Below are 24,774 nucleotides of genomic sequence, written 5' to 3'. Positions count from 1 at the left end.
GAGCGGATCTGCCGTGCAGATCCGGCGACGGGCGGGAGCCTCCCCGTCGCTATCTCATCGAGCGGTCCAGCCGGATCAGTCGCGGGTCGCTGCGGCGCGGATCTTGCGGATATTGTCACCGTACACCTGCGGCGCCTCGACGGAGCCGCCGCGGAACACGGCAGAACCCGCCACCAGAACATCAGCCCCGGCCTCGGCCACCAGCGGCGCGGTGGTCGGGTCAACACCGCCGTCGATTTCGATATGCACCGGACGGTCTCCGATCATTTCCCGCAGGGCACGGATCTTGCCCGTCATGTCGATGAACTTCTGGCCGCCAAAGCCCGGGTTCACGGTCATCACGCAGATCAGGTCGGTGAGGTCCAGCAAATGCGCAACGGCCTCTGCCGGGGTGCCGGGGTTCAGCGCGACACCGGCCTTCATGCCCGCGCCACGGATGGCTTGCAGGGTGCGGTGAATATGCGGGCCGGCCTCCACATGCGCGGTCAGCACATCCGCCCCGGCATCCGCATAGGCGTCGATATAGGGATCGACCGGCGCGATCATCAGATGCACGTCCATCACCGTCTTGACGTGCGGGCGAAAGGCTTTGACCGCCGCCGGACCAAAGGTGAGGTTGGGCACGAAGTGACCGTCCATCACATCCACATGCACCCAGTCCGCGCCCTGGGCCTCGATGGCCTGAATTTCCTGCCCGAAGTTGGCGAAATCCGCCGATAGGATGGACGGGGCGATCTTGATGGAGCGGTCAAACGACATCGGCGGGGTCCCTTGTGAGAAACGGTGTGAGTGTGATCGCCGCCCGTATAGACCGAAACACAGGATGTGCACAGGCCCTGTTTCCCGCCCGCGCTATCGACGGGGGCGGAGGTGGGCAGGGAAGGGGCACCCCCGTAAATCCGCGGGGTTTACAAAACTTTTACCCTCCTGACACAAATGATTTGGTGATTATGCGTAGGCAGTCGCGGAACCAAAGGGGGCCGCCACGTGCTGCGCATCGACAAACTGACCAAGAGATTCGGCGACAAGACGGCTGTCGAGGCCGCCACGCTCGAAATCGACAAACCCTGCATGCTGGGCATCATCGGACGCTCTGGCGCAGGCAAATCCACCCTGCTGCGGATGATCAACCGTCTGGGCGACGCCTCCGCGGGCTCGATCAGCTTTGAGGGCCGCGAGATCACCACCCTGAAGGGCACGGACAAACGCGCATGGCAGTCCGAATGCGCGATGATCTTTCAGCAGTTCAACCTGGTGCCACGTATGGATGTGGTCTCCAACGTCCTGCACGGCACGCTGAACCGGCGCTCGACGCTGGCGACCATGTTCAACCTCTATCCGATGGCGGACATCCACAAGGCGATCGAGATTCTGGATCGTCTGGGTATTGCCGAACATGCGCCCAAACGTGCCGAGGCGCTCTCGGGCGGGCAGCAGCAGCGTGTGGCGATTGCCCGCGCCCTGATGCAGGACCCCAAGATCATCCTCGCCGATGAGCCGATTGCCTCGCTCGACCCGATGAACGCCCAGACCGTGATGGAGGCCCTGCGCCGCATCCACGAGGAAGACGGCCGCACGGTCATCGCCAACCTGCACACGCTGGATACCGCGCGCCGCTACTGCGACCGGGTTGTCGGCATGCGCGATGGGCGCATCGTCTTTGACGGCCTGCCCGAGCAGCTGACCACCGGCGTTGCCCGCGAAATCTATGGCGCTGGCGCGGATTTCTCCGAAGCCGCCACCTCCACCGCGATCGAAACACTGGACCAGACCGAGGCCGTGCGCACGGCAGAGGCCTACGTCTGATCCTGCCCCCTTTCATCATCCCGGGGCCGGTGTGGTCCCGGGCCAACCAACAACCGGAGTGTTCCACGATGAAAAAACTGATCCTTGCCGCACTGGCCACCACCGCCCTGACCTCCCCGGTCCTGGCAGACGAGATCTCTGAATTCCGCATCGGCATCCTCGGCGGCGAAAACGCCCAGGACCGTCTGAACTCCAACGAGTGCCTGCGCGCCAAGACCGAAGAGCTGCTGGGTGTTGAAACCAAGCTGTTCGCCCCTGCCGACTACAACGGCGTGATCCAGGGTCTGCTGGGCGGCACCATCGACATGGCTTGGCTGGGCGCCTCCGGCTACGCCAAGACCTATCTCTCCGACCCCGAAGCGGTTGAGCCGGTTCTGGTCAAGGTCAACGTCGATGGCGGCTACGGCTACTACTCGGTTGGTTTTGCCCGCAAGGACAGCGGCATCGAGGCACTGGAAGACGTCAAGGGCAAGGTCTTTGGCTTTGGTGACCCGAACTCCACCTCCGGCTACCTGATCCCCTCCATCGAGATCCCGCAGGCCACCGGCTCCACCATGCAGTCCGGCGACTACTTCGGCGAAGTGAAATTCACCGGCGGTCACGAGCAGACCATCGTTGCGGTTGCAAACGGCGACATCGACGCCGGCGTGACCTGGGCCGACGGTCTGGGCAACTGGGAAGACGGCTACAACTCCGGCGCCCTGCGCAAGGCGGTTGACGCTGGCCTGATCGACATGAACGATCTGGTCCAGATCTGGCAGTCCAAGCCGATCCCCGAAGGCCCGGTTGTGCTGCGCAAAGCCCTGCCCGAGGACGTCAAGGTCAAGATGACCGCGCTGATGGCCTCCATGCCGGCGATGGACTACGACTGCTACTACTCCGTGGCGGCGGGCGACTCCAAAGGCTTCCAGCCGATTTCCCACGACGCTTACGAAGTCATCATCGAAGCCCGCAAGCTGAAGTCCAACTAAGCGCGCGCTTTTATGTCTTCGCGGGGTTCGGGCCGGTGCCCGGACCCCGCATTCGTGGCCCGGGCCCGCGTGTGCCACCCCGTGCCACCCCCAATGACTCAGGAAGAATTCAATGGATGATCTGACCGCTCAGGCCCCCGGATCGGTGGCTGAGATCAAGGCGCAATACGCCGATCTCACCCGTCGCAAGCGTATCTATGGCGGCATCCTTCTGGCCCTGTTCATCGCGCTGATGGTGGCGGGGTTCCGCACCGCCGACGACCGCAATGCAGGCTCCTTTGCCGATGGCTACCAGCGCATCTTCGACTACCCGGCCGAGGTGCTGTCGGAAGCGGCGGAGAAGGCGGTTGAGCTGCCCGCCCATGTGGTCCATTTCTTCCCGGCCCTGATCGAGACCGTGAACATCGCCGGCGCGGCGACCCTGATCGGCGCCATCTTCGGCACGCTCCTGTCGCTCTTGTCGACCCGCGGCATGGCCCCGTGGCCCGCATTGATCCCGCTGTTCCGCCGCATCATGGACATCTGCCGCGCGATCCCGGAAATCGTGATCGCCCTGGTGCTGATCTTCCTTTTGGGCGGCGGCCCGGTGCCGGCGATGATCGCCATTGCGATCCATACCGCGGGCGCCCTGGGCAAGCTGTTTTCCGAGGTCAACGAAAACGCCTCGCTCAAACCCGTCGAGGGTCTGAATTCCACCGGTGCCTCCTGGGCGCAACGCATGTGGCTTGGGGTGATCCCGCAGGTGGGGCCGAACTATGTGTCCTATGCGCTGTTGCGCTTTGAGATCAACATTCGCGCCTCTGCGATCCTCGGTTTTGTCGGCGCAGGCGGCATCGGCTACGAGCTCAAGAACTCCATGTCCTGGGGGCAGGGCAAATACGACGAGGCGGCGGCGATCTTCATTCTGCTGTTTGTGACCATTGTTGTGGTGGACCAGATCTCTGGCGCGCTGCGCGACCGTCTGACCCACGGCAACCGGAAAGGGGCCTGAGACATGAGCACCATGGACCTCAACACCGCGCCCCTCAAAGGGCAGATGGACAAGCTGTTTTTCAAGAAACGGCTGATGAACTTCGGCATTCCCGCCGTGATCCTGGCCTATCTCACCTATGTGTTCTTTGCCTTTGACGTGCCGGGCCTGTGGGAGCGTGCGTCGATGGACAATGCCCGCACGCTGGTGTCTGACACCTATAGCTACAAGACCCATGTGACCCGCGACAATCGCACGGGCGATGTGACCTATGCGGTCGAGGGGGAGCGCAAGGGCGAATACCCCGAGGGCATGAGCCCCGACTGGGTCACCCCCGGCGAGACCACGATCGTGGATCTGACGGGCGGACATGTGGTGCGCTTTGGGCCCGAGACCATCGAGTATGATATTCCGGGCTATGGTCTGGTCTCTGCCACGCCATCGCGCAGCCAGGGCGTGCAGGCCGTCCTGCCCGAAGGCGACGTGCCCGAATGGATCAACCTGTCGAAGAACCGTCTGGCGATCACCACCGATGCAGGCCGCCTGACCGTGACCCGCAACCGCGCCGAAGTGTTCCGCTACTTTGTCGGCTGGGAGCTGTTCTTCTTTACCCTCGACAGCCCCTATCACGGTGTTGGTGTGATTGAACTGGCCGGCCGTGCGGTGTCTGGCGAGGCCGGGGCGATCTGGAATGACTTCTGGAACAACAAGATGTGGCGCCACGGCGATGTGGCCTGGGCCATTGGCGAGACCATTTTGATGGCCTTCCTCGGCACCTTTGGTGCGGGTCTGGTGGCGCTGCCGCTGGCCTTCCTCGGGACGCGTAACTTCATGCCGATCCTTGCGATCCGCTTTGCGGCGCGGCGGTTCTTTGACTTTGTCCGCGGGGTGGACTCGCTCATCTGGACCGTGGTTCTGGCCCGCGCCTTTGGGCCCGGCCCGCTCACGGGCGCGCTGGCGATCCTGATCACGGACACCGGCACCTTTGGCAAGATCTTCTCCGAGGCGCTGGAAAACGTCGATGAGAAGCAGATCGAAGGGGTGTCCTCCACCGGGGCGAAGCCGATCCAGCGCTACCGTTTCGGGGTGATCCCGCAGATCACGCCGGTTCTGCTGTCGCAGCTGTTGTACTTCCTCGAGTCCAATACGCGGTCGGCCACCATCATCGGGGCCATCACCGGCGGCGGGATTGGCCTGTTGCTGACGCAGGCGATCATCACCCAGAAGGACTGGGAAGAGGTCTCCTATTATATCGTGCTGATCATCGTCATGGTGATGTTCATGGACTGGTTCTCCGGCTGGCTGCGCAAGCGTCTGATCAGCGGGGACGAGGGCGGCCACTAAAGGCTTACCGCCGATACCAACGCCTCTTTCAAAAGACCCCTTTCGTTGACATGAGAGGGGTCTTTTTGCATCCGGTTCGTGGTGTTTCGGATGGCCTCATGACGGTCGCGATGATAGTATAAGTCTAGTTGTATATTGAATCTCGACAGGTGCCCAGATGCCCAAACTTTCCGCCTCCGAACCGCTTGTGCACGCCGGGTGCAGCCTGACCAACAGCACCTTTGGGGCTTGGGTTGAGATCGGGGTCGACACCCGGGTCGCCAACAGTCATTTTGGTGACTACAGCTATTGCGACCGGATGTGCGACATCGCCAATGCCGAGATCGGGAAATTCGCCAATATCGCCAGTTCCGTGCGGGTCGGGGCGACGGATCACCCGATGGAGAAGGCCTCATTGCATCACTTCCTCTATCGCTCCGCGAGTTATTGGGAAGATGCCGAGGATGACGCGGATTGGTTTCAGCACCGCAAGAGTCGCCGCGCCGTGATCGGGCATGACACATGGATCGGCCATGGGGCGCTGATCAAGCCAGAGGTCACGATTGGCCATGGGGCGGTGGTGGCCTCCGGGGCTGTGGTGACGAAGGATGTGGCGCCTTACACCATCGTGGGGGGAAACACCGCCAAGCTGATCCGTCGGCGGTATCCGGAGCAAGTGGCGGACCGGATGATGGCACTTGCCTGGTGGGATTGGGATCACGCGGTATTGCGAGAGAGGCTTGCGGATTTTCGCAGCCTAAAGGCGGAAGAGTTCCTGGAGAAATACGAATGAAATAAAAGGGGTGCGCTACAATGGGGGCACTCCCGCCTCCGCAGGTGCCTTGGCCTCAAAAGGCCAAAACCCCTTGGCGGAGTTGGGCCCGGCCGCGCGTCCCCTTTGGGGACGCGCGGCGCGCCGCCGGTACACCGGCGGCGCCACCCCCAACGGGAGCGGATCGCACCCGCGATCCAGCGACGGGCGGGAGTGCCCCCTTGTTTATTCAATCGTCACCGACGGTGAGGGTCACCCGGTCGCCTGCAAACCAGGTGCGGCCAAATTCGATCGGTGTGCCGCCCGCATCATCCGAGATGCCGGTGGTGCGCAGGATGGGCGCGCCTTCCGATGTGCGCAGGTGCAGCGCCTGCGTCGCGGTGGCGAGCTTTGCGGTGATCCGGGTTTCCCGGCGGGTATAGTCCTCCACCCCGCAGGCGTTCAGCGCAGCCGTAATCGACTCATGGGCCTCCAGCGCGTCGAGGATGCCGGGCAGCCGTTCTGCCGGAAACACCGTGCGCGCCAGGGCCACGGGGTGATCGTCCGCATAAGACAGCCCCTCATAGACCACCACCGGATCACCGGGGTCCAGATCCAGCGCATCCGCCTCGCGGGCATCTGCTGCAAGTAGCTCAAGACGCAGGACTTTCTTGCTCGGCACGCGTCCTGCGCGACGAATGTTCTGGTGAAAGCGGATGCGCTTGCCCACCGGATAATCGGTGGGCTTTGCCGCGACAAACACGCCCGCACCACGGCGTGCATGCACCAGCCCCTGTTCCGCCATATCTGCCAATGCGCGCCGCACCGTGTGGCGGTTGACACCAAAGCGTTCGGCGAGCTGCGCCTCGGCTGGCAGTTTTGTTCCCGTCTCGTAACGGCCCTGCGCGATGTCATCGATCAAAGTGATCGCGATCGACTTCCAGACCGGTGTGCGGGTGGCGGATTTGGCCATGTTCAATCCTCTGTCACGAAACCTTCACGAGAGAGCGGCTTGCGCCCCTGGAGCCGACTCATGTAGTATTTGTCTAGTTGTATAGTACATGTAGACAAATCTGCCAAGAGGCGACACCAGACATGACACAAGAAATCACGCCGGAGGCACGCAAGGCTTGGATGAGCCTGCTGTCCACCGCGCCCGAGGCCCGGCTTGCCGCGCTCTTCGACAAGCTGGACAACAGCCCCGAACACGACACCCTGCGCGCGCCGGAAACCGGCGGCGTGATGGTGCGGGGCCGGGCAGGGGGCACCGGCGCGCCCTTCAACCTCGGTGAGATGACCGTCACCCGCTGCACATTGAAACTGGCGTCCGGCGCGGTGGGGCATGGGTACGTGCAGGGCCGCAGCAAACGGCAAGCAGAACTGGCCGCAAAGCTCGACGCGATGATGCAGACAGAGGCCGCAGCAGAGGTCGAGGACAAGATTCTGACCCCCCTGCGCGCCGAGCGTGATGCGGCCCGCGATGCCCGCGCCGCCAAAGCGGCCGCCACCAAGGTCGATTTCTTCACCATGGTGCGAGGAGAGGACTGATGACGCAGACCAATATCTACACAGGCGGCTTTGCCGACCCGGCGGTGGCCTCGGCCCATGGCTTTCGTGCTGCGATGGACGTGATGGCACGCCCGGGCGAGATCCGCGAAATCACGGGTGGTGTGGCGCCTGAGGGTCTCAGCATCGCAGCAGCGAGCCTGATCCTGACGCTTTGCGATCCTGAAACCGGGATCTATCTCGCGTCGGACGTGGACAGCACTGCCTTGCGCGGCTGGATCACCTTCCACACCGGCGCGCCGATTGTGCCCGCAGCGGAGGCTGATTTTGCCGTTGGCAGCTGGGAGGCGCTGATGCCCATCGATCAATACCGCATCGGCACCTCGGAGTACCCGGACCGCTCCGCCACGCTGGTGGTGGAACTGGCGGAGTTTGCCGCCCCCAATGCCACGCTCACCGGCCCCGGCATCAAGGACACCGTGCGGATGAACCTGCCCGATGTGGCGCTGATGCAGCGCAACGCCATGCTCTACCCGCTTGGGGTGGATCTGTTCTTCACCTGCGGGTCGGAAGTGTCGGCGCTGCCGCGCTCGACCCAGATCCAAGCGGAGGGCTAAGCAGATGTATGTAGCCGTAAAAGGCGGTGAGCGCGCCATCGACAACGCGCATGCGTGGCTTGCCGAAGAACGTCGGGGCGATCAAAGCATCGCGGAGATGACGCTGGCGCAGATCCGCGCGCAGCTGAAACTGGCGGTGAACCGGGTGATGGCCGAAGGCTCGCTCTATGATCCCGATCTGGCCGCGCTGGCGATCAAACAGTCGCGGGGCGATCTGATCGAGGCGATCTTTCTGATCCGCGCCTACCGCACCACGCTGCCGCGCTTTGGCAACTCGCGCCCGGTGGAGACCGCGAATATGGCCTGCGACCGCCGGATTTCCGCGACCTTCAAGGATGTGCCGGGCGGGCAGGTGCTGGGGCCGACCTTTGACTACACGCACCGTTTGCTGGATTTTAAACTCGCCGCCGAAGGCGAGGTGCCCGAGGCCCCTGCTGCGGAGCCGCGTCGCGAGCCAACCCCGCATGTGACATCCTTCCTGCGTGGCGAGGATATCATCCAGACCGAGGAAGCGTCGGATGCCACCCCCAAGGACATCACCCGAGAGCCGATGTCCTTCCCGGCGGATCGTGCCACCCGGTTGCAGACGCTGACGCGGGGAGATGAGGGCTTTGTGCTGGGCATGGCCTACTCCACCCAGCGCGGCTATGCGCGCAACCACGCCTTTGTGGGCGAGCTGCGCATCGGCACCGTGGCGGTGGAAATGGACATCCCCGAGCTGGGCTTTGCCATTGAAATCGGCGAGGTGGAGCTGACGGAATGCGAAACTGTGAACCAGTTCAAAGGTTCCAAGACCGAGCCGCCGCAGTTTACCCGGGGCTATGGTCTGGTGTTTGGTCAGACAGAGCGCAAGGCGATCTCCATGGCGCTGGTGGATCGGGCTTTGCGCTGGAAGGAGCTGGGCGAGGATAACCTGGGGGCCGCGGCGCAGGATGAGGAATTTGTCCTCAGCCACTGCGACAATATCCAGGCGACCGGTTTTCTCGAACATATCAAACTGCCGCATTACGTGGATTTCCAGTCCGAACTGGAGCTGGTGCGCAAGCTGCGCCGCGAGGCGGAGGCCGCGCGTGCCGCAGCGGAGCAAACGCGGGAGGCGGCGGAATGAAGCATTCCATCATGAGGGCAGGGACTGCCTGGGCGGGCGCGTATGCGCCTGCCGGGGGGCAGGCAGGCGCAGCCCGGGCCGCAAGCGCCCCGGGCGTGAGAGCCGCACCCGTGTTCACCCATTCCCGATCCCTTCGAGCGACCGAAAGGACTCGATATGTCTGACTACAACTTTGCCTACCTCGACGAGCAGACCAAGCGGATGATCCGTCGCGCGATCCTCAAGGGGCTGGCCATTCCCGGCTATCAGGTGCCCTTTGCCAGCCGCGAAATGCCCATGCCCTATGGCTGGGGCACCGGCGGCGTGCAGGTCTCTGCCGCAGCACTGACGCCCGACGACACCTTCAAGGTCATCGACCAGGGTGCCGATGACACCACCAACGCGGTCTCTATCCGTAAGTTCTTTGAACGCACCGCAGGTGTCGCCACTACTGAGGAAACCGAAAAAGCCTCGATCATCCAGACCCGCCACCGCATCCCGGAGGCCGATCTGCGCGAGGATCAGATCATCGTCTATCAGGTGCCGATCCCGGAACCCCTGCGCTTTTTGGAGCCACGCGAGACCGAGACCCGCAAGATGCACGCGCTTGAGGAATACGGCCTCATGCATGTGAAACTCTATGAAGACATCAGCCAACATGGCGCCATTGCCACCGCTTACGCCTATCCGGTGAAGGTGGAGGGGCGCTACGTGATGGATCCGTCTCCCATTCCGAAGTTTGACAACCCCAAGATGGAAATGGCCGCGATCCAGCTCTTTGGTGCAGGGCGGGAGCAGCGTATCTACGCGGTTCCGCCCTACACCGAAGTGGTCTCTCTCGATTTCGAGGACTACCCGTTCGAGGCCACCAAGGCCGACCACCCCTGCGATCTCTGCGCCGCAGAGGACAGCTATCTCGACGAGGTGATCCTCGATGATCAGGGCGGGCGGATGTTCGTCTGCTCCGACACCGACTATTGCCGCTCTCGGCGTGAGGCGGGCCATGTGGGCCGTCTGGGCCAGGACGCTCCTCTCACCACCGGACCGGAGGCCGCGTGATGCATCCCCTTCTGAAAGTCAACAATATCAAAAAGATGTACGGCCATCGCATCGGCTGTACGGATGTCTCCTTTGACCTTTATCCGGGCGAAGTCATGGGCATCGTGGGCGAGTCCGGTTCCGGCAAGTCCACCTTGCTGAACTGCCTTGCGGGTCATCTGGACACCGACGGCGGCGAGGTGATCTTTGACACTCGTGACCGTGGCCCCGTTGATACGCTCACCATGTCGGAACCCGAGCGCCGCATGCTTGGCCGCACGGACTGGGCCTTTGTGCACCAGCACGCCCGCGACGGCTTGCGCATGTCCGTCTCTGCCGGTGGCAACATTGGCGAGCGTCTGATGGCCGTCGGCGACCGCCATTATGGCAATATCCGCGACCGTGCCGTCGACTGGCTCGACCGGGTAGAAATCGACGAGAGCCGGGTGGATGATCGCCCCACGGCGTTTTCTGGTGGTATGCAGCAACGCTTGCAGATTGCCCGCAATCTGGTGACCGGCCCGCGTCTGGTGTTCATGGACGAACCCACCGGCGGTCTTGATGTGTCGGTACAGGCGCGGCTTTTGGATCTGCTGCGTGGCTTGGTGCGCGAAATGGGCCTTTCGGCGATTATCGTCACCCATGACCTCGCGGTGGTGCGCCTGCTGGCGGATCGCTTGATGGTCATGAAGTCGGGCCACGTCGTGGAAACCGGCCTCACGGATCAGGTGCTTGATGATCCGCAACATGCCTATACTCAGCTTCTGGTCTCTTCAGTGCTGCAGGTGTGAACATGCTCTTTGCCTACTCGATGGATAACGCAACCCTGACCCGGCTGGCAGATGATGCCCCGCTGGAGTCGGCCCACTGGGTCGATCTCTACCGGCCCCAGCCGGAACAGGTGGCACGGGTGGAGGCGCTGGGTTTCAGCGTTCCGACCCTTGCGGATATGGAGGAGATCGAGGTCTCCAACAGGTTCTATCGGGCGGGCAAAGTGGATGTGCTGACCGTGTCCCTGCCGGGGCTGGACCCGGAGAAAAACCGCACCTTTGGCCCGGTGGCCTGTCTCTTGGGGCCGGATCGTCTGGTCACAGTGCGCTACCACGCGCCGCGCCCGTTTGAGACACTGCCCGCCCATGCGGAGGGCAGCAATGCAGGCTGCAAAACGGTGCCGCATCTCTTCCTCACCCTGATGGAAGAGATTGTCGCGCGGATGGCCGACCTTCTTGAGGGGGTCGGGCGCGAGTTGGACGAACGCGCGGCTAAGCTCTTTGACGATAAGGGCGTCTGGGGTGATGCGCTTGAAGTGATGCTGCGCGATGTGGGCCGCGCGGGCGAGATGCTGGCAAAGTACCGCCAGTGCCTGCTGACGCTGGAACGGGCGCTGTCGACCTTTGGCGTCACTCATGATGCCAAGGATCTGCGCGGCTACACCAAGGCCACGGGCCGCGACATTCAGGCGCTGTTGGTGCACGCGGATTTCCTCTCCGGGCGGATCGCGCATCTCACCGACGTGATCCTCGGCATGGTCACGCTTGAACAGGGCATCACGGGGCGCATCGTCTCCGTGGTGGCCGTGATCTTTCTGCCGCCGACGCTGGTGGCATCTGTCTATGGCATGAACTTCGAATTTCTGCCGGGGCTGCACTCTGATTTCGGCTGGCTGATCGCCACCGGATTGATGGGGTTCTCTGCGCTCGGCACGCTTCTCTTCTTCCGATGGAAAGGCTGGCTATGACCGCGTCTTACTCTCCTATGATCGACATTCAAAATGTCTCCAAGACCTTCACACTGCACAATCAGGGCAGCGCCTTGATCCCGGTGATGGAAGGGGCCACCCTTTCGGTGAACCCCGGCGAATGTGTCGGGCTGATCGGTGCCTCGGGCGCCGGAAAATCGACCCTGATGCGGCTGATTTACGGCAATTACCTTGCCGCCTCCGGCCATATCATGATTGGGGGGCTGGATGTCGCCAATGCCGAGCCGCGCGAAATTCTGGAACTGCGCCGCAAGACACTGGGCTATGTCAGCCAGTTCCTGCGGGTGGTGCCACGGGTCTCGACGCTGGATGTGGTGGCAGAGCCGCTCTTGTCCGTTGGCACCCCGGTGGAAAAGGCGCGCGACCGCGCGGCGTCGCTTCTGGCGCAGCTCAACATCCCTGAGCGTCTCTGGACCCTGAGCCCCACAACCTTCTCCGGCGGCGAACAGCAGCGGGTCAATATCGCGCGCGGCTTTGCCTATGACTACCCGGCGATGCTGCTCGACGAGCCGACCGCCAGCCTTGATGCGCAGAACCGTGCAACCGTGCTGAACCTCATTGAGACCGCCAAGGATCGCGGCGCGGCCATCATCGGTATCTTCCACGACGAATCCGCCCGCGAACAGGTCTGCGACCGTTTCATCGATGTCTCGGCCTTTGCGCCCAAGGCCGCCGCATGAGCGCGCTTGCCGACAATAACCCCGCAAAAGGGCCGGTGATTGCCGTTGTCGGCCCCTCGGGCGTCGGCAAGGACAGTCTGATGAGCGGTCTCGCCGTGGCCGATCCGCGCCTGCGCAGCATGCGCCGCGTCATCACCCGCGCGCCAGAGGCCGGGGGGGAGGACTATCAACCCGTCAGCGAAGACGAGTTCGCGGCCTTGGTCGAGGCGGATGTCTTTGCGCTCCATTGGAATGCCCATGGGCTGCGCTACGGCGTGCCGCGCGACATCGAGAAACTGCGCATCGGCGCGTCCGGTGTGCTGGTGAACCTGTCACGCGCGGTGCTTTTGCAGGCGCAGGAAGTGTTTGACGACTTCCGCGTGATCTCCGTCACCGCCCGGCCAGAGGTTCTGGCAGAGCGGCTGGCAGGCCGCGGGCGCGAGGATGCCGATGAGGTCAAACGACGCCTGGCACGCGCCAGCCTCGCGCTGCCCGAGGGGCTGAAACAGGTCTATGAGGTGGACAACAGCGGCGATCTTTGCGCCGCTATCGTCCAGGCTCAGTCGATCATTCAGGCCAAGAGGGGGTAGCGTTGGATCAGGTGAAAACGCCCATCCTCGGCCTCGCCCATCAGCGCCAGATCGTTGATCTCAAAGGGCTGTGGCAACAGCGGTGCCAGTTCGGTCACGAGGTAGTCCTCGACCGCAGGCAGATCGCCCTTGGGCAGCTTGCCTGTGAGGGTGATGTGAAAGCGGAACTGATCCAGCACATAGGGATAGCCCCACTGGATGAGGTTTGTGTCCTGCTCAGCGCTCAGACCCGCCGCCCGGCGTTTCTCGATCTCCGCATCGGGTGCGGGCGCGCGAAAGGCGTCAAGCTCGGTGACGCAAGCCGCTGCCAGCGCATTCAACGCGCCCACATCCCCAAGCGGGCGCAGCGCCAGAAACCGGCCCAGACGTTCCACCTGCAAACCCTCCAGACGGACGGGCGCGCGGGTGGCGGCCAGTGCCGCGCAAGCCGCGCGCAGGGCGTCCTCATCGGTGCTTGTTGCCAGCCGCATTGGTGGCTTCATGGTCGCATGCAGCCCGTATTTGCGCGGCGTTGCCGTGATCGCCGCCACATCCAACGCCCCGGCGTCGGGGAGCGCGGTTGCACAGCCCGCCTCCATATCCCAACCCAGCCAGCCGGTTGCCCATTTGCTCCACGCCGCCTCGGCGGGGGGCGCATAATAAATCGCATATCGCGTAAATGTCACATTGGCCTCCTAAGACGTGGGCCTTCCCTATCCCGAAAGATGTGAACTTCAGATGACACAAGAGTTGATCCTTGCCAATGCCACGCTGATCCTTGCAGGTGAAACCCGCACAGGCAGCTTGAAAATCAGCCAAGGCGTGATTGCCGACATCTCCGAGGGTACTGCTGTCCCTGCCGGTGCGGTGGATCTTGAGGGCGATTTCCTCAGCCCCGGTCTGGTGGAGTTGCACACGGACAATCTGGAACGCCACATCGAACCCCGCCCCGGCGTCGACTGGCCCCACGCGGCAGCGCTGGTGGCCCATGACGCGGAACTGGCCTCCACCGGGATCACCACGGTGTTTGATGCGATGCGCGTGGGCTCGATCCCGCGCGGCAAGGGGCGCTACCTGAAATATGCCCGCCAGCTTGCCACCGAGATGTTGGAGTTGCGCGCCAAGGACATGCTGAAGATCAGCCACTTCCTGCACCTGCGCGCCGAGGTCTGTTCGGAAACGCTGGCCGAGGAGCTGTCGGAATTCACCGCCGAGGACCGTGTCGGGCTGGTCAGCCTGATGGACCACACGCCGGGTCAGCGCCAGTTCCGCGATATCTCCAAGCTCGAACAATATGTGAAATCCAAACGCGGCATGTCCGATGAGGAGTTCATCAATCATGTGGCCGAGCTGAAAGACCTGCGCGCGCAATATGGCGATATGCACGAAGCGGCCACGGTGTCTGAGGCCGCGCGGTTTGGGGCGGTGCTGGCAAGCCATGATGACACCACCGCCGAGCAGGTTGCTACCTCCGCAGGTCACGGCATCCGACTGGCCGAGTTCCCCACCACGGTCGAGGCGGCTCGGGCCTGTCACGACCATGGCATTAAGGTGATGATGGGCGCGCCGAACCTCATGCGCGGCGGGTCGCATTCCGGCAATGTCGCGGCGCGCGAGCTTGCGGATCTGGAACTGCTGGACATCGTCTCGTCAGATTACATCCCGGCGGCACTCTTGCAGGCGGCAGTCAAACTCGGTGACATCTGGGGTGATCTGGCGCGGGGTATGGCGACGGTGACAGCGGCGCCTGCTGCTGCGGTTGGCTTGACGGATCGCGGGGTGCTGGAGGTTGGCAAACGCGCAGACCTGATCCGGTTCCGTGTTGGCGAAGGGGTTCCGATGCCACGGGCCGTCTATGCGCGCGGTGCGCGTGTCGCCTGACGGGGAAGGCATTGGGAAGCGATAACACGCGCGCCTTACGTGGGCGCGCGTTATGTTTATATTTTAGTAGGTTAAAGAACCCGTGAGTCCGCTGGCATCTGGTGCAAGCCAGCGCATTCCTAGATGTCAGCGTACGCTGCATGCGCAACGCCCACATAAAGTATCAGTCTCTGTGACCTGTTGTTTCGCATGCGAAACAATATGACAGGAGTGCTGATCTATTCTCTGTTTTGCAGGGAGGGGGACCTCCCGCCCCTTTATGAGTGAGGCAAAGCCTTCCCCAAAAGCGTTGGGCCGGGCGGTGGCCGCGCCGCAGGCGCGGCCACCGCCCCACCGCGATTTGCAAAGCAAAGCGCAAAACCTGATAGCCGCGAGGCTCTCCGCTGGGGTAAGAGATCGCGGCTTACCCGGCGCGGTAGAACATGTAACGGCCTTCGGGGATGCCTTCAGGGCCGTCGATTTCCTCAAACCCCACCAGTGGCTGGCCTGAGATGATCAGCCCTCCCACTGCCATGACCTGCAAAATAGCGGGCGAGAGTTTTGCGGCTTCGGCAACGTCCTGTTCCTTGACGCCAAACCCCAGATCGTAATGGGCAAGGGCCAGCCGATGCCCGCCGTCTGCAAGTCGCGCCAGCATCGGCTCTGCCTCGCCTTGCAGGAAGTTTTCTTCCGGGGGCACGCAAGAGGGGTGGCATTGCAGGACGCGATCAATGACCCAGACGCGCCGTTTCGGCATGACCTCGCGCAGATGGTCATAGGTGCGTCCGTTGCCCAATCCCAGATCAAGCACATCCCCCTCAACGCCCGAAATCTGTTGCGCGGCCCAGTTCAGCCCATCGCGTTGCGCAGTGAGGCGGCGCAGCATGCTGTCCAGTCGGCTCATCTCAGCCAATCCTTTCATTGAAACGCCAAGGGTGTGCCGGGCCATCCAGCAGTCGGCGCAGCAGTGTTTCGCAGAACTCCCATACCTCAGCACTGTGCACAAGGTGATGCGTCAGCAGGCCAAGTGGCTCTGCGTTATCCTGCTGACCGGTGCGGCGCGCAGTGAGCGTGTCGACCAACCGTGTCAGGAGGTGCTCCTCGGGCACCAGACCCCGTCCATGTTTCCAGTCGATGGGATCGATATGGGTGTTGATCTGCACCAGACCCGGCGCGGCCTGAACGCGCTTGCGTGGCCCATAGGTGGAGATCGCAGCAAAGCCCAGACCCGCGAGCCAGGGCAGCATGGCTGGAGAAATCCGGTTCCAGGGGGGCACAAACATCGGCTGCAACGCCGGGCCAAACAGATGTTTCAGGCGATCCATCCCCTGCTCCGCCGCGTTGAGCGCCTCATCCACCGGGCGTGTGCTGGGAAATTCGCATTTCTTCTTATCTGCGCTGGCGTGGTTTTTATGCGCCCAGCCATGCACCACAGGGATCAGGTGGCTCGATTGTGCAACCGCCTGTGCCAGTTCTTCCTGCGCGGCATTGGGGATCACCGCCAGATGCACCGGCAGATTGAGCCGCGTCGCCAGTGTCTCCAGCTGGGCCAGCGCCTCCGTGGGTGCGATCGCATCATCATCCCGCCACCAGAGCGGTAGCCGCAGGCCCTCCGTGGCCCAATGCGCCAACTCCGCGTCCAGCGCGTCCCAGCCTTGTGTCATGTCCGTCCCCCCGTTGCGCTCAAGCGCGCTGCCGCCTCAGCAGCGTTGCGGCAATCTCCACGCTCCGCTGCGCTCCGTCAAATTCAAAGCCGTCAATGCCGCGTTGCGTATCGTGCATGGCACGGGAGAGTGCGGCGCACAGACGGTCTGGGGTGAGGGTTGCTGCCCCCTCCACCTCAATGCCTGCGAGGGGTGAAAGGCTCTGGGCTCGCAAGGATTGTTCCACCTCTTTGCCCGCATCAAACGGCACCATAACGGCGGGTGTGCCGGATTGCAGCAGATCAAGCGCGGTGTTGTAGCCACACATGCTGACGGAGGCCGCCGCATGGGGCAGCATGGCGCGAAACTCCGGGCGGGCAGGTTCCAGGATCGCGGGCGAGCCTGCATCCTCAAGATCAGTGATACGCGCCCTTGCATCCGCGCCGCCAACCAAAACGCGCCAGCGGTAATCGGGCATCAGTTTGGCGGCCTCAATCGCGCAAGCGTAAAGCGCATCCCCGACGCTGCCACCGCCGGCACTGACGAGGATTTCCCCTTTGCCGAGGCCCTCAGGATGCGGTGCTGCAGCAGGTGGTGCGACATAGCCTGTATACTGCAGCCGTGACGCCAGCATCTCTGAGACCGGCCAGCTGACGTCCAGCGTCGTGGCCTTGGGGTCCGAGTGAACGAGCACACCGTCATAGTAGGCCGCAATCATTGCATCGGCGTCCTCGGCCTTTTTGGGCTTGGAGGGCGGTGCGAGGATGTCACGGATCGATGACAGCACCAGCGGACGACGAGGCAGAGCATGTGCCGCCTCCAAGAGGGCGCGAAACTCACCCCGGAGGGAACGACGGCCAAACGGGTAGAGCTCGGTGATCAGCACATCCGGCTGCTGATCCTGCATCAGCGCCTGCATCTGTTGCCGCCTGCGCGCGTGATATGCCTCATCCGCAACCGTGCCATCCACGCCAAGCAGGCGCGAGAACTCCACGCCATCAGAGCGTAGGGGCGGTAGTTGTTCAAACTGCAGACCCTGCGCAGAGAGTTGCGGTGCCGGAAACCCGCCAGAAACTACCGTAACCTGATGATTTTCGGTCGCAAATGCGCGCCCCAGTGTCAGGGCGCGTGACAGATGCCCGGTGCCCAGAAGGTGGGTGACGGCGATCAAAACCTTCATGATGGGCGTCGCTCAAGTCGAATGGGATCAGGCCAGGGCGTGAGCTTGTCGCGCGAGATCTCCACCACAAAGAGCCGATTGCGTTTGACCTGAAACGGAGCAGGGCCGTCGAAATCCCAGCCATAGGCGCGGGCAAGGATCATACGCATGATCCCGATATGGCAGACCGCGACGGTGTCGCGCGCGAGGCTCTTGATCCACGGATTGATGCGGTTCCAGACCTCACGCGGGCTTTCACCGCCGGGGGGGCGATAGTCCCAGCCCCAGTGTTCGATGTCGCGAAAGCCGGATGCGGGATCTGCACGCAGGTCCACCCCGTGCTGGCCTTCCCATGCGCCCCAGTTCATCTCGATGAGCGCAGCTGTGGTCTGGGGGGCGCGTCCGGCCACAAGCGCGGCGGTTTCAGAGGCGCGTGTCAGGGGGCTGGACCAGAGATCCGCGTCTTTCCAGCCCGCGGGGAGAGACTGCGCGGCGAGGTCTGCGCGTGCGGTCTCGTCAAGCGGGATGTCGCTGCGCCCCTGAATGCGGCCCGCGCGGTTCCACGCGGTATGGCCGTGACGCAGCAGGGCAAGGCGGATCATGCGCGCCGTTCCTTGATCAGTGGCCCCAGTGCCGCCCAAAGGGTGTCCGCAGCGGCGGGTCGCAGGTGGTGGGTGGCGATATGTTCGCGCGCCCGCCGCCCGAGGTCGTCGCGTTCAGACGCACTGTCGAGAAGGCGCAGAACGCGACCGGCCAGCGCGGAGGCTCCGGCGTCGGGTGCAGGATAGGCATCAGGCATTGCGGGCAGCAGCACATCGCGCAGGCCGGGGCGGTCTTGCGCCACCACCGGCAGCCCGTGGGATTGCGCCTCCAGGTAAACCATGCCGAAGGCCTCATTGACGCCGGGCCACAGGAACAGCTGTGCCGCACGATAGGCCTCTGCCATGGCTGCGGCATCGAGCTGCCCGAGGAAGCGCACGCGCGTTCCAAAGCGTGCAAAAAGCGCCTCCACCTCGGCGCGCGCGGGGCCGTCGCCCGCAATCAAGAGCTGCCAGTCGACCGCGCGCTCTGCGCTCTCCAGATGGCGCAGCGTCTCGGCGATGAGCGCATAGGAGGCCAGCTTGTCACCCCGCCGCATCATGCCTGCGGCGAGCATTGGGCCATCACCCGTGCTGGGCGCGGGGAGGTCATCCTGCGGCAGGAAGGGGCGCAAGTGCACCAGTTGCTGGTTGCCTGCGCGATCGCGCTCCAGTGTCTCGCGGTCCTGTTCGGTGAGGTAGAAGATCACCGCCGCCTGATCCGCTGCCGCATGTGCGGCTTGCGCAAATTCCGACCACGGGCCCGTCAGGCGTTTGCTGGCGCGGGTGCTCTCGATCTGCACATAAGGAATGTCACGGGCGGCCGCCACGGCGGGGCCGATCAGATCGGGAGCTTTGTAATAGTTATGATAGGTGACCCAGGCGTCGACCTCGGGCAGCTCTTCGATCAGGCGGCCCACCTCATTCGCAGCGCGCTGTTGCAGGATCTGCTGGTGGTCGCGGTCGCCGAGTTTGTCATGCAGGCGCAGCTCGGACGCGAGAATGACCTCCGCACCACCCCTTTCCAACAGGCCCATCAGGCTTTGTGCCATGGCCCGGTCGCCGGAGGGCGTGGGATGGGTCGGGGCCTTCATCGGCGCATAATAGGCGATGCGGGGCGCGGTCATGCAGCGCCCTTGAGCATGGCGTTCAAGCGGGTGTTCAGCTGCCGGATGCCCGGGTCCATGCCGAAATCACGACGCAGGCGGTTGAGCGCGGCGTCGGCCATGCGGCGGGCCTCATCGGGGGCATGCGCGAGGCGCAGCATCGCATCGGCAAGCGCTGCGGGCGCGTCATCACTGAGGAGACCATGGGTGCCGCTTTGAATGAATTCCGGGATCGCCGACACGGGCGTCGACAGGATCGGCAGCCCCTGCGATGCGGCCTCCATCAGCACATTGGGCAGCCCGTCGCGGTCGCCGTCCTCGGCCACACGCGAGGGCAGCACGAAGAGGTCGGCGGCGCGCATGGCGGCGATCACCTCCGGCTGGTCACAGGCACCGCGCCATGTGATGCGCGCTGCAATCCCTGCGTCCTCGGCCATGCCCTGCAACAGATCGCCCAACCCGCCACCGCCAATATGGGTCCAGTGCCAGTCCAGATCCGCAGGCAGCAGCGCCAGCGCGGCGATCAGCCGGTCAAAGCCCTTTTTCTCGACCAGACGCCCTACCGACATCATGTGAAAGGGGGCGTCAGGCGCGCGCACCTCCCGGTCGGGCGGGGCTGGGAACCGCGTTAGGTCAAGGCCGTGATAGATCAGGTCCACCGGTGTGCCAGCCGAGAGATGTTGCAGGTGTTTCGCGCCAAAGCCCGTGCAGGTCGCGCCAAAGGCCGCGCCATGGGTCTGTGATGAGAGCTTTTCGCGCAACTCCCATTCGGGCGAGGTCCAGATGTCCTTGGCGTGGGCGGAAAAGCTCCATGGCAGGCCGCGCATGATCGCGGCGTAGCGTGCCACCGATGAGGGCGTGTGCAGGAAATGCGCATAGAGCCCGCGCACTTCGGGCGGCAGTTCCGCCGCCAGCACGCAAGCCTGACCAAAGCGGCGCACCCGGTTGCGGGTTGGATCACGGCGCAGATCCGCGCGCCAGATGCGATAGGCGGCGGCATAGCCGGGCAGGGCCTGCGCGACGGCGCGCGATCTGGCGACGCGGGCCGGGTCGTCATAAAGGTATTCCGGCAGATAGTGCACCGGGGCCTGCAAGCGATCATGCAGCGGGTGGGTCTTGGTGTCGGTGGGGTGACGCAGCGACCAGATCTCAAACGGCTGGCCTGCGTCCTCGAGGGCGACAAGTTCCTGCGCAATGAAGGTCTCGGACAGGCGCGGCCAGCCCTTGACCAGCACGGCGAGCGCCGGACGGCGGGTCATGTTCATTCGGCAGCCTCACGCGGCAAAAGATGCAGAAGGTGGTCGACACGGCCGGTCACATAGTCGAGCCCGTCGAGCAGCCCGTCGGAAATCGCCTGCGAGGGGCGGGGTTGACGGTCGAGGGCGCGGATCGCGCCGATCATGGCATCCGGTGTCCAGCCGTCGCGGGTCTCGTCCAGCATGGTGACAAGGCCCAGCTCCTCGGCGCGGCTGGCGCGGATCCATTGCTCCAGCCGCGGCGTGGTGCGGGGCACGATCACGGCCGGTTTGTCAAAGGACAGCACCTCGCAGAAGGTGTTGTAGCCGCCCATGCAGATCACCCCCTGGGCGCCGGCAAACAGGGTCTCGATCTGGCTTTCAAAGCCGACAGCGGTCACACGACCGTCGAGCGCGGCGACACGATCCTCGAACGCGGCGCGGGTTTCGCCCGACAGGAACGGGCCATAGACCAGCATCGCGCGGGGCGTCAGGCTGGGGTCACGCTCGTAGGCAGAGATCGCCAGATCCACCATCATGGCACCATCGCCGCCGCCGCCGGGGGTGATCAGCACATAGGGCTGTTCGGGCGGCTCTCCGACCTCGCCGAGGTCCCGGCGCAGGTAGCCGGTCCAATGCATGCGGGCCTGTGCCGCAGCACTCAGATCCAGCCCGGCGGTGGGGTCGTAGACATCGCGCAGGCCATAAACCCAGATCTCGTCATAATACTGTTCGGTGGCCGCCAGCGCCCCCTTGCGATCCCATTCGGCGCTCAGCACTTCGGGCTCGTCCAGCACGTCGCGCAGGCCCAGCACCAGCTTGGCCTTGCCCCGGTGCTGCAACAGGTCGAGCGTGGGCAGCAACTCGCCGCGAAAGCCGCAGGGTTCCTTGTCCACCACCAGCACATCCGGGTCGAACTGTTCGGCGGTGGAGCGGATCAGACCGGCGCGCAGCTCGGTGGTTTCCTCGATGGTCATGCCCATGGTGCGGCTGGCATAGGAGCCGTCGGCGCGTTTGATGACACCGGGCAGGCGCATGTGGTCGACCCGGTTGGGAAAGGCAAAGCGCCCCGCCACCGGCGAGCCGGTCAGGATCATCGCCGAGGCGGTGGGATCGGCAGAGGTGATCGCCGCCGCCAGCGCCCGCGAGCGGCGCAGGTGGCCAAGCCCAAAGGTGTCGTGGCTGTAGAACAGGATGCGCGGACCGCGCCCCGCCTCTGGGCCCAATCGGGACGTGGTGCTGGCACTCATAGGGGGGCTCGCTTGCAGGGGTGGTCAGGATGTAAAACCGCGGGCGCAGGGCAGGAAGAGGGGACGGCGCGGAGGCGCATCGGATCGAACCGGCGCCGCACGGAGGGCGATGCGCGACGCCCGGCCGGGCTGGCGCCTTGCGTTCTGGCCATATTCCGCCCCGCCATATTCCGCCCCAACGTCGTGACAGCCCGCTCCCGTCAGCGGCGGAGCGTGGCCGGTTGTTCCATCTTTTCCGCCCGGTTTTGCTATGGCTCCGCGAACACGCGAGGCCAAAAACAGGGGAATTAAACATCCGTGATATAGCCTGCAGAGGCGGGTCATGCAATCAAACCAAAGAGAACGAGATGTGATTTGAGGCGCAAAATCGACAGTTGTCACCGGAAATGACCCGGATCGCATATCATTTGCCCAAAGGGCCAAGGGAGAAAACGTCATGCAGAGCCTGGTAAGTCTGTTTCGGTTGTGGATCGTGGTGGCAGTGCTGTGTGTCCTGTCCGTGGGGGGCGTCCAGGCCCAGACCGCGCTCAATAGCGTTGCCGGACGCGACAATGCGGGCGACGCCAGCGCCCTGGCGGAGGCGATCCGGCAGGCCTCGGAGGCGGGCGTTGGTGTGGTGATCCTGGATGGCAGCGGACGGCCGCTGACCGGGGCGGCGGCGCTGGCCGAAGCCGAGGCGGAAATGGCCAATGAGCCGGGCGTCATGGGCGGGGCCTCGTCGATGATGAAGGCACAGACCCGGATGCGCGAATTCCGGGCCCAGCTGAACGAACGCCTTGAGGCGCTGCCCAACTCCTATATCGAGATGGCCTATATTCTGCGCGCCACCAGCCCCGACGGGCGCATCATGACCTATGTGGAGGTCATGGTGATCACGCTGCTGCTGTTGTTGGTCGGTCGCTGGCTGTCGGTCGAGATCTATGGCAAGCGCCTGATAAAACGGTTTGTGGTCAGCCGGATCGAGGATGCGCCCGAGGGCTATGCGGGCAAGATGCCGTTCCTGCTGATCCGCTTCTTTGCCGGGCTGGGGGCAACGCTGTTTGCCATGGTCTTTGCGCTGGTGGTGACGCTGCTTGTCTTTGGTCCCTCCGGCGATGTCTCGGTGGAGTTCACCTCGCTTGCGGTCTACCTGACCTTCTTTGCCGCCCGCACGGCTTCTGATCTGTGGCGCATGGTGCTGTCGCCTTACCTCAGCCAGTACCGCATTCCGGCGCTGGAGGACCGGGCGGCACGGCGGCTGTATCTGTGGCTGTCGGGATTGGCGACGTTTGATTTTGCGGCGGTCATGATTGCAACCTGGGTGCAGGACTTCGGCCTCAACTATAATATCTACGTGCTGACCTATGCCATCCTGATGCTGGTCTCGTCGCTGTTGGGGATCTTGCTGGTGCTGGTCAACGCGCGGGCGGTCTCGGCGGCGATCCGCAACGCCGGGGCGGCGCATGTCGTGGCCTGGCCGAACCGCCTGTTGTCCTGGATCTGGGCCCCGATGGTGATCCTCTACATTGCCTTTGGCTGGCTGGCGCTGACCTTTGATCTGGTGCTGGAGAACCCTAGCCCGGTTCCGCCGAACATCGGGCTGTTTGCGGTGCTGAGTTCGATCCTCGTGGTCTATGGCCTGATCAACTACGTCATCGAACAGTTTGCGACCCGGCGCCGCCGCGCCGAAATCATCGCGGAACCTGCCGCGGGAGATACCGACGCGGAGGGTGATCCGGAGGGCTCGGTTGCAGGCGACGGGCAGGCGCAGGCCGGAGTGCCGCGGCACCCGATCGCCACCTTCCGCGATCTTGCGCGCCGTGCCGCCGGCATTCTTGCGTTCCTCGGCGGGGCGGTGTCGCTGATCTATGTCTGGAACCCGGATTTTTCGCTGGAGGAGAACTCGGTTCTCGACCGGATCATCGACGTGCTGGTGATCCTGTTCATCGGCTATCTGGTCTTTCACATCGCCCGGATCTGGATCGACAGCAAGATCGAGGAGGAAAGCCAGGATCAGGAGGACGGCGAGCTTGGCGATGAAGGCGGCGCCTCCAGCGCCAGTCGGTTGGCGACCCTGCTGCCGCTGTTTCGCGGTGCGATCCTCGCCGTCGTGATCGTCACCATCGTGTTGATTGTCCTGATGGAGATCGGCATCAACGTCAGCCCGCTGTTCGCCGGCGCCGGTGTCGTTGGCCTGGCGGTGGGCTTTGGCTCGCAGACGCTGGTGCGGGATATATTCTCGGGCGCCTTCTTCCTGCTGGATGATGCGTTCCGGCGGGGCGAGTATATCGACATCGGCAGCGTCAAGGGCACGGTGGAGAAGATTTCCGTGCGGTCGTTCCAGTTGCGCCATCACCTTGGGGCGCTGCACACGATCCCCTTTGGCGAAATCCAGGTGCTGACCAACTACTCCCGCGACTGGGTGATCATGAAGCTGCCCTTGCGGGTGACCTATGACACCGACGTGGAGAAGGTGCGCAAGCTGATCAAGACCCTCGGCAAGGAGCTGCTGAAGGATGAGGTGATCGGCCACAACTTCATCCAGCCGCTGAAGTCGCAGGGGGTGATCGAGATGCAGGATTCGGCGATGATCATCCGGGTGAAGTTCATGACCAAACCGGGCGATCAGTGGCTGGTGCGCAAGAAGGTGTTCCAGGAGATCCGCGACCTGTTTGAGCGCGAAGGAATCAAGTTCGCGCATCGGGAGGTCACGGTGCGGGTCGTGGATGACAGCGAGGAGCGCAACACGCCGGCGCGACGGGATGCAGCACTTGGGGCGGCACAGGCAGCGATCGAGGACGATCTGATGGATGCCAATGACGGCGGCGGCGGGGATGATCGCTGAGGGCAGGCAGGCAGGCAGGCTCTCCCGCCTCCGCAGCGGACCGCAAGTGCCTTGCGCCCCCTT

General features: G+C 63.8%; 25 protein-coding genes. 15 read left to right on the top strand and 10 right to left on the bottom strand.

What is annotated here, in order from left to right:
- Positions 1–75 precede the first annotated feature (75 nt).
- Positions 76–759, bottom strand: a complete 684-nt coding sequence (rpe, locus tag MHM88_RS04005) for a ribulose-phosphate 3-epimerase (RefSeq protein ID WP_239360252.1) — start codon at positions 757–759, stop codon at positions 76–78.
- Between the two features lie 228 nt (positions 760–987).
- Between rpe and phnC the strand changes: the two genes are divergently transcribed.
- The 5 genes from phnC (at position 988) to MHM88_RS03980 (ending at position 5,863) form a co-directional block, all read left to right on the top strand.
- The gene (gene phnC / locus MHM88_RS04000) at positions 988–1,806 is read left to right on the top strand and encodes a phosphonate ABC transporter ATP-binding protein (protein WP_239360248.1); all 819 of its coding nucleotides are present in this window, start codon (positions 988–990) and stop codon (positions 1,804–1,806) included.
- A 68-nt stretch (positions 1,807–1,874) separates the two neighbouring features.
- Entirely contained in the window at positions 1,875–2,777 is a 903-nt protein-coding gene (phnD, locus tag MHM88_RS03995) for a phosphonate ABC transporter substrate-binding protein (RefSeq protein ID WP_239318861.1), read from the top strand.
- A gap of 112 nt (positions 2,778–2,889) precedes the next feature.
- A complete protein-coding gene (gene phnE / locus MHM88_RS03990; RefSeq protein WP_239360246.1) occupies positions 2,890–3,768 on the top strand; it encodes a phosphonate ABC transporter, permease protein PhnE in 879 nt (292 codons plus the stop codon).
- A gap of 3 nt (positions 3,769–3,771) precedes the next feature.
- A complete protein-coding gene (gene phnE / locus MHM88_RS03985) occupies positions 3,772–5,091 on the top strand; it encodes a phosphonate ABC transporter, permease protein PhnE (protein WP_239360244.1) in 1,320 nt (439 codons plus the stop codon).
- Positions 5,092–5,248: 157 nt separating this feature from the next.
- A complete protein-coding gene (locus tag MHM88_RS03980) occupies positions 5,249–5,863 on the top strand; it encodes a chloramphenicol acetyltransferase (RefSeq protein WP_239360242.1) in 615 nt (204 codons plus the stop codon).
- 208 nt (positions 5,864–6,071) lie between these two features.
- On the opposite strand, the gene phnF is transcribed toward MHM88_RS03980, so the two are convergent.
- Positions 6,072–6,794, bottom strand: a complete 723-nt coding sequence (phnF, locus tag MHM88_RS03975) for a phosphonate metabolism transcriptional regulator PhnF (protein WP_239360240.1) — start codon at positions 6,792–6,794, stop codon at positions 6,072–6,074.
- A 122-nt stretch (positions 6,795–6,916) separates the two neighbouring features.
- Between phnF and phnG the strand changes: the two genes are divergently transcribed.
- The 8 genes from phnG to phnN all read left to right on the top strand — a co-directional run bounded on the left by phnG (position 6,917) and on the right by phnN (position 13,077).
- Complete coding sequence (gene phnG, locus MHM88_RS03970) at positions 6,917–7,369, top strand: phosphonate C-P lyase system protein PhnG (protein WP_239360238.1); 453 nt, start codon at positions 6,917–6,919, stop codon at positions 7,367–7,369.
- The gene (gene phnH, locus MHM88_RS03965) at positions 7,369–7,944 is read left to right on the top strand and encodes a phosphonate C-P lyase system protein PhnH (protein ID WP_239360228.1); all 576 of its coding nucleotides are present in this window, start codon (positions 7,369–7,371) and stop codon (positions 7,942–7,944) included. The genes phnG and phnH overlap by 1 nt, the downstream gene beginning before the upstream one ends.
- Positions 7,945–7,948: 4 nt before the next feature.
- The gene (locus tag MHM88_RS03960; protein ID WP_239360226.1) at positions 7,949–9,052 is read left to right on the top strand and encodes a carbon-phosphorus lyase complex subunit PhnI; all 1,104 of its coding nucleotides are present in this window, start codon (positions 7,949–7,951) and stop codon (positions 9,050–9,052) included.
- Positions 9,053–9,208: 156 nt separating this feature from the next.
- Complete coding sequence (locus MHM88_RS03955) at positions 9,209–10,090, top strand: alpha-D-ribose 1-methylphosphonate 5-phosphate C-P-lyase PhnJ (protein WP_239360224.1); 882 nt, start codon at positions 9,209–9,211, stop codon at positions 10,088–10,090.
- Positions 10,090–10,860 (top strand): phosphonate C-P lyase system protein PhnK, encoded by a 771-nt coding sequence (gene phnK / locus MHM88_RS03950; protein WP_005669184.1) that lies wholly within the window; start codon positions 10,090–10,092, stop codon positions 10,858–10,860. The genes MHM88_RS03955 and phnK overlap by 1 nt, the downstream gene beginning before the upstream one ends.
- Positions 10,861–10,862: 2 nt before the next feature.
- Positions 10,863–11,807 (top strand): magnesium transporter CorA family protein, encoded by a 945-nt coding sequence (locus MHM88_RS03945; protein WP_239360222.1) that lies wholly within the window; start codon positions 10,863–10,865, stop codon positions 11,805–11,807.
- Between the two features lie 17 nt (positions 11,808–11,824).
- On the top strand, positions 11,825–12,508 hold the full coding sequence (gene phnL / locus MHM88_RS03940; RefSeq protein WP_065323739.1) for a phosphonate C-P lyase system protein PhnL: 684 nt from the start codon (positions 11,825–11,827) through the stop codon (positions 12,506–12,508).
- On the top strand, positions 12,505–13,077 hold the full coding sequence (gene phnN, locus MHM88_RS03935) for a phosphonate metabolism protein/1,5-bisphosphokinase (PRPP-forming) PhnN (RefSeq protein ID WP_239360220.1): 573 nt from the start codon (positions 12,505–12,507) through the stop codon (positions 13,075–13,077). The genes phnL and phnN overlap by 4 nt, the downstream gene beginning before the upstream one ends.
- Here phnN and MHM88_RS03930 read toward each other — a convergent pair.
- Entirely contained in the window at positions 13,059–13,742 is a 684-nt protein-coding gene (locus MHM88_RS03930) for a DUF1045 domain-containing protein (protein ID WP_239360218.1), read from the bottom strand. The genes phnN and MHM88_RS03930 overlap by 19 nt on opposite strands.
- 52 nt (positions 13,743–13,794) lie before the next feature.
- On the opposite strand from MHM88_RS03930, the gene MHM88_RS03925 reads away from it, so the two are divergent.
- Positions 13,795–14,937 carry an alpha-D-ribose 1-methylphosphonate 5-triphosphate diphosphatase gene (locus MHM88_RS03925; protein WP_065330402.1) on the top strand — a complete coding sequence of 381 codons (1,143 nt, stop codon included), beginning with the start codon at positions 13,795–13,797 and terminating at the stop codon, positions 14,935–14,937.
- A 403-nt stretch (positions 14,938–15,340) separates the two neighbouring features.
- Here the strand turns inward: MHM88_RS03925 and MHM88_RS03920 are convergent, their stop codons facing one another.
- The 7 genes from MHM88_RS03920 to MHM88_RS03890 are packed head-to-tail and all read right to left on the bottom strand — an operon-like array spanning position 15,341 to position 21,887.
- A complete protein-coding gene (locus MHM88_RS03920; RefSeq protein WP_239360216.1) occupies positions 15,341–15,820 on the bottom strand; it encodes a class I SAM-dependent methyltransferase in 480 nt (159 codons plus the stop codon).
- A 1-nt stretch (position 15,821) separates the two neighbouring features.
- On the bottom strand, positions 15,822–16,580 hold the full coding sequence (locus MHM88_RS03915) for a polysaccharide deacetylase family protein (protein WP_239360214.1): 759 nt from the start codon (positions 16,578–16,580) through the stop codon (positions 15,822–15,824).
- Between the two features lie 19 nt (positions 16,581–16,599).
- Positions 16,600–17,739: a glycosyltransferase family protein gene (locus tag MHM88_RS03910; RefSeq protein WP_239360212.1), complete on the bottom strand. Its 1,140-nt coding sequence runs from the start codon at positions 17,737–17,739 to the stop codon at positions 16,600–16,602.
- Positions 17,736–18,320 carry a histidine phosphatase family protein gene (locus MHM88_RS03905; protein WP_239360210.1) on the bottom strand — a complete coding sequence of 195 codons (585 nt, stop codon included), beginning with the start codon at positions 18,318–18,320 and terminating at the stop codon, positions 17,736–17,738. Before MHM88_RS03905 ends, MHM88_RS03910 begins: the two co-directional genes overlap by 4 nt.
- Positions 18,317–19,423 carry a glycosyltransferase family 4 protein gene (locus MHM88_RS03900; RefSeq protein WP_239360208.1) on the bottom strand — a complete coding sequence of 369 codons (1,107 nt, stop codon included), beginning with the start codon at positions 19,421–19,423 and terminating at the stop codon, positions 18,317–18,319. Before MHM88_RS03900 ends, MHM88_RS03905 begins: the two co-directional genes overlap by 4 nt.
- Complete coding sequence (locus tag MHM88_RS03895) at positions 19,420–20,667, bottom strand: glycosyltransferase family 4 protein (RefSeq protein ID WP_370687453.1); 1,248 nt, start codon at positions 20,665–20,667, stop codon at positions 19,420–19,422. The genes MHM88_RS03900 and MHM88_RS03895 overlap by 4 nt, the downstream gene beginning before the upstream one ends.
- Entirely contained in the window at positions 20,664–21,887 is a 1,224-nt protein-coding gene (locus MHM88_RS03890) for a glycosyltransferase family protein (protein WP_239318888.1), read from the bottom strand. Before MHM88_RS03890 ends, MHM88_RS03895 begins: the two co-directional genes overlap by 4 nt.
- A gap of 436 nt (positions 21,888–22,323) precedes the next feature.
- On the opposite strand from MHM88_RS03890, the gene MHM88_RS03885 reads away from it, so the two are divergent.
- Positions 22,324–24,711 (top strand): mechanosensitive ion channel family protein, encoded by a 2,388-nt coding sequence (locus MHM88_RS03885; protein WP_239360206.1) that lies wholly within the window; start codon positions 22,324–22,326, stop codon positions 24,709–24,711.
- Positions 24,712–24,774: the final 63 nt, after the last annotated feature.

Source organism: Epibacterium sp. MM17-32, assembly GCF_022348205.1.
Taxonomy (GTDB): domain Bacteria; phylum Pseudomonadota; class Alphaproteobacteria; order Rhodobacterales; family Rhodobacteraceae; genus Epibacterium.
This window is presented reverse-complemented; position numbering and strand designations above follow the sequence as displayed.

Bases quoted from the DNA above. Each gene is read 5' to 3' on its own strand.
- MHM88_RS03955 (WP_239360224.1), top strand. From the start codon at position 9,209: ATGTCTGACTACAACTTTGCCTACCTCGACGAGCAGACCAAGCGGATG.
- phnN (WP_239360220.1), top strand. From the start codon at position 12,505: ATGAGCGCGCTTGCCGACAATAACCCCGCAAAAGGGCCGGTGATTGCC.
- MHM88_RS03920 (WP_239360216.1), bottom strand. From the start codon at position 15,820: ATGAGCCGACTGGACAGCATGCTGCGCCGCCTCACTGCGCAACGCGAT.
- phnE (WP_239360246.1), top strand. From the start codon at position 2,890: ATGGATGATCTGACCGCTCAGGCCCCCGGATCGGTGGCTGAGATCAAG.
- MHM88_RS03980 (WP_239360242.1), top strand. From the start codon at position 5,249: ATGCCCAAACTTTCCGCCTCCGAACCGCTTGTGCACGCCGGGTGCAGC.
- MHM88_RS03905 (WP_239360210.1), bottom strand. From the start codon at position 18,320: ATGATCCGCCTTGCCCTGCTGCGTCACGGCCATACCGCGTGGAACCGC.
- MHM88_RS03890 (WP_239318888.1), bottom strand. From the start codon at position 21,887: ATGAGTGCCAGCACCACGTCCCGATTGGGCCCAGAGGCGGGGCGCGGT.
- MHM88_RS03900 (WP_239360208.1), bottom strand. From the start codon at position 19,423: ATGACCGCGCCCCGCATCGCCTATTATGCGCCGATGAAGGCCCCGACC.
- MHM88_RS03915 (WP_239360214.1), bottom strand. From the start codon at position 16,580: ATGACACAAGGCTGGGACGCGCTGGACGCGGAGTTGGCGCATTGGGCC.
- phnF (WP_239360240.1), bottom strand. From the start codon at position 6,794: ATGGCCAAATCCGCCACCCGCACACCGGTCTGGAAGTCGATCGCGATC.
- phnG (WP_239360238.1), top strand. From the start codon at position 6,917: ATGACACAAGAAATCACGCCGGAGGCACGCAAGGCTTGGATGAGCCTG.
- MHM88_RS03895 (WP_370687453.1), bottom strand. From the start codon at position 20,667: ATGAACATGACCCGCCGTCCGGCGCTCGCCGTGCTGGTCAAGGGCTGG.
- rpe (WP_239360252.1), bottom strand. From the start codon at position 759: ATGTCGTTTGACCGCTCCATCAAGATCGCCCCGTCCATCCTATCGGCG.
- phnE (WP_239360244.1), top strand. From the start codon at position 3,772: ATGAGCACCATGGACCTCAACACCGCGCCCCTCAAAGGGCAGATGGAC.
- phnK (WP_005669184.1), top strand. From the start codon at position 10,090: ATGCATCCCCTTCTGAAAGTCAACAATATCAAAAAGATGTACGGCCAT.
- MHM88_RS03925 (WP_065330402.1), top strand. From the start codon at position 13,795: ATGACACAAGAGTTGATCCTTGCCAATGCCACGCTGATCCTTGCAGGT.
- phnL (WP_065323739.1), top strand. From the start codon at position 11,825: ATGATCGACATTCAAAATGTCTCCAAGACCTTCACACTGCACAATCAG.
- phnH (WP_239360228.1), top strand. From the start codon at position 7,369: ATGACGCAGACCAATATCTACACAGGCGGCTTTGCCGACCCGGCGGTG.
- MHM88_RS03910 (WP_239360212.1), bottom strand. From the start codon at position 17,739: ATGAAGGTTTTGATCGCCGTCACCCACCTTCTGGGCACCGGGCATCTG.
- MHM88_RS03960 (WP_239360226.1), top strand. From the start codon at position 7,949: ATGTATGTAGCCGTAAAAGGCGGTGAGCGCGCCATCGACAACGCGCAT.
- MHM88_RS03945 (WP_239360222.1), top strand. From the start codon at position 10,863: ATGCTCTTTGCCTACTCGATGGATAACGCAACCCTGACCCGGCTGGCA.
- MHM88_RS03885 (WP_239360206.1), top strand. From the start codon at position 22,324: ATGCAGAGCCTGGTAAGTCTGTTTCGGTTGTGGATCGTGGTGGCAGTG.
- phnD (WP_239318861.1), top strand. From the start codon at position 1,875: ATGAAAAAACTGATCCTTGCCGCACTGGCCACCACCGCCCTGACCTCC.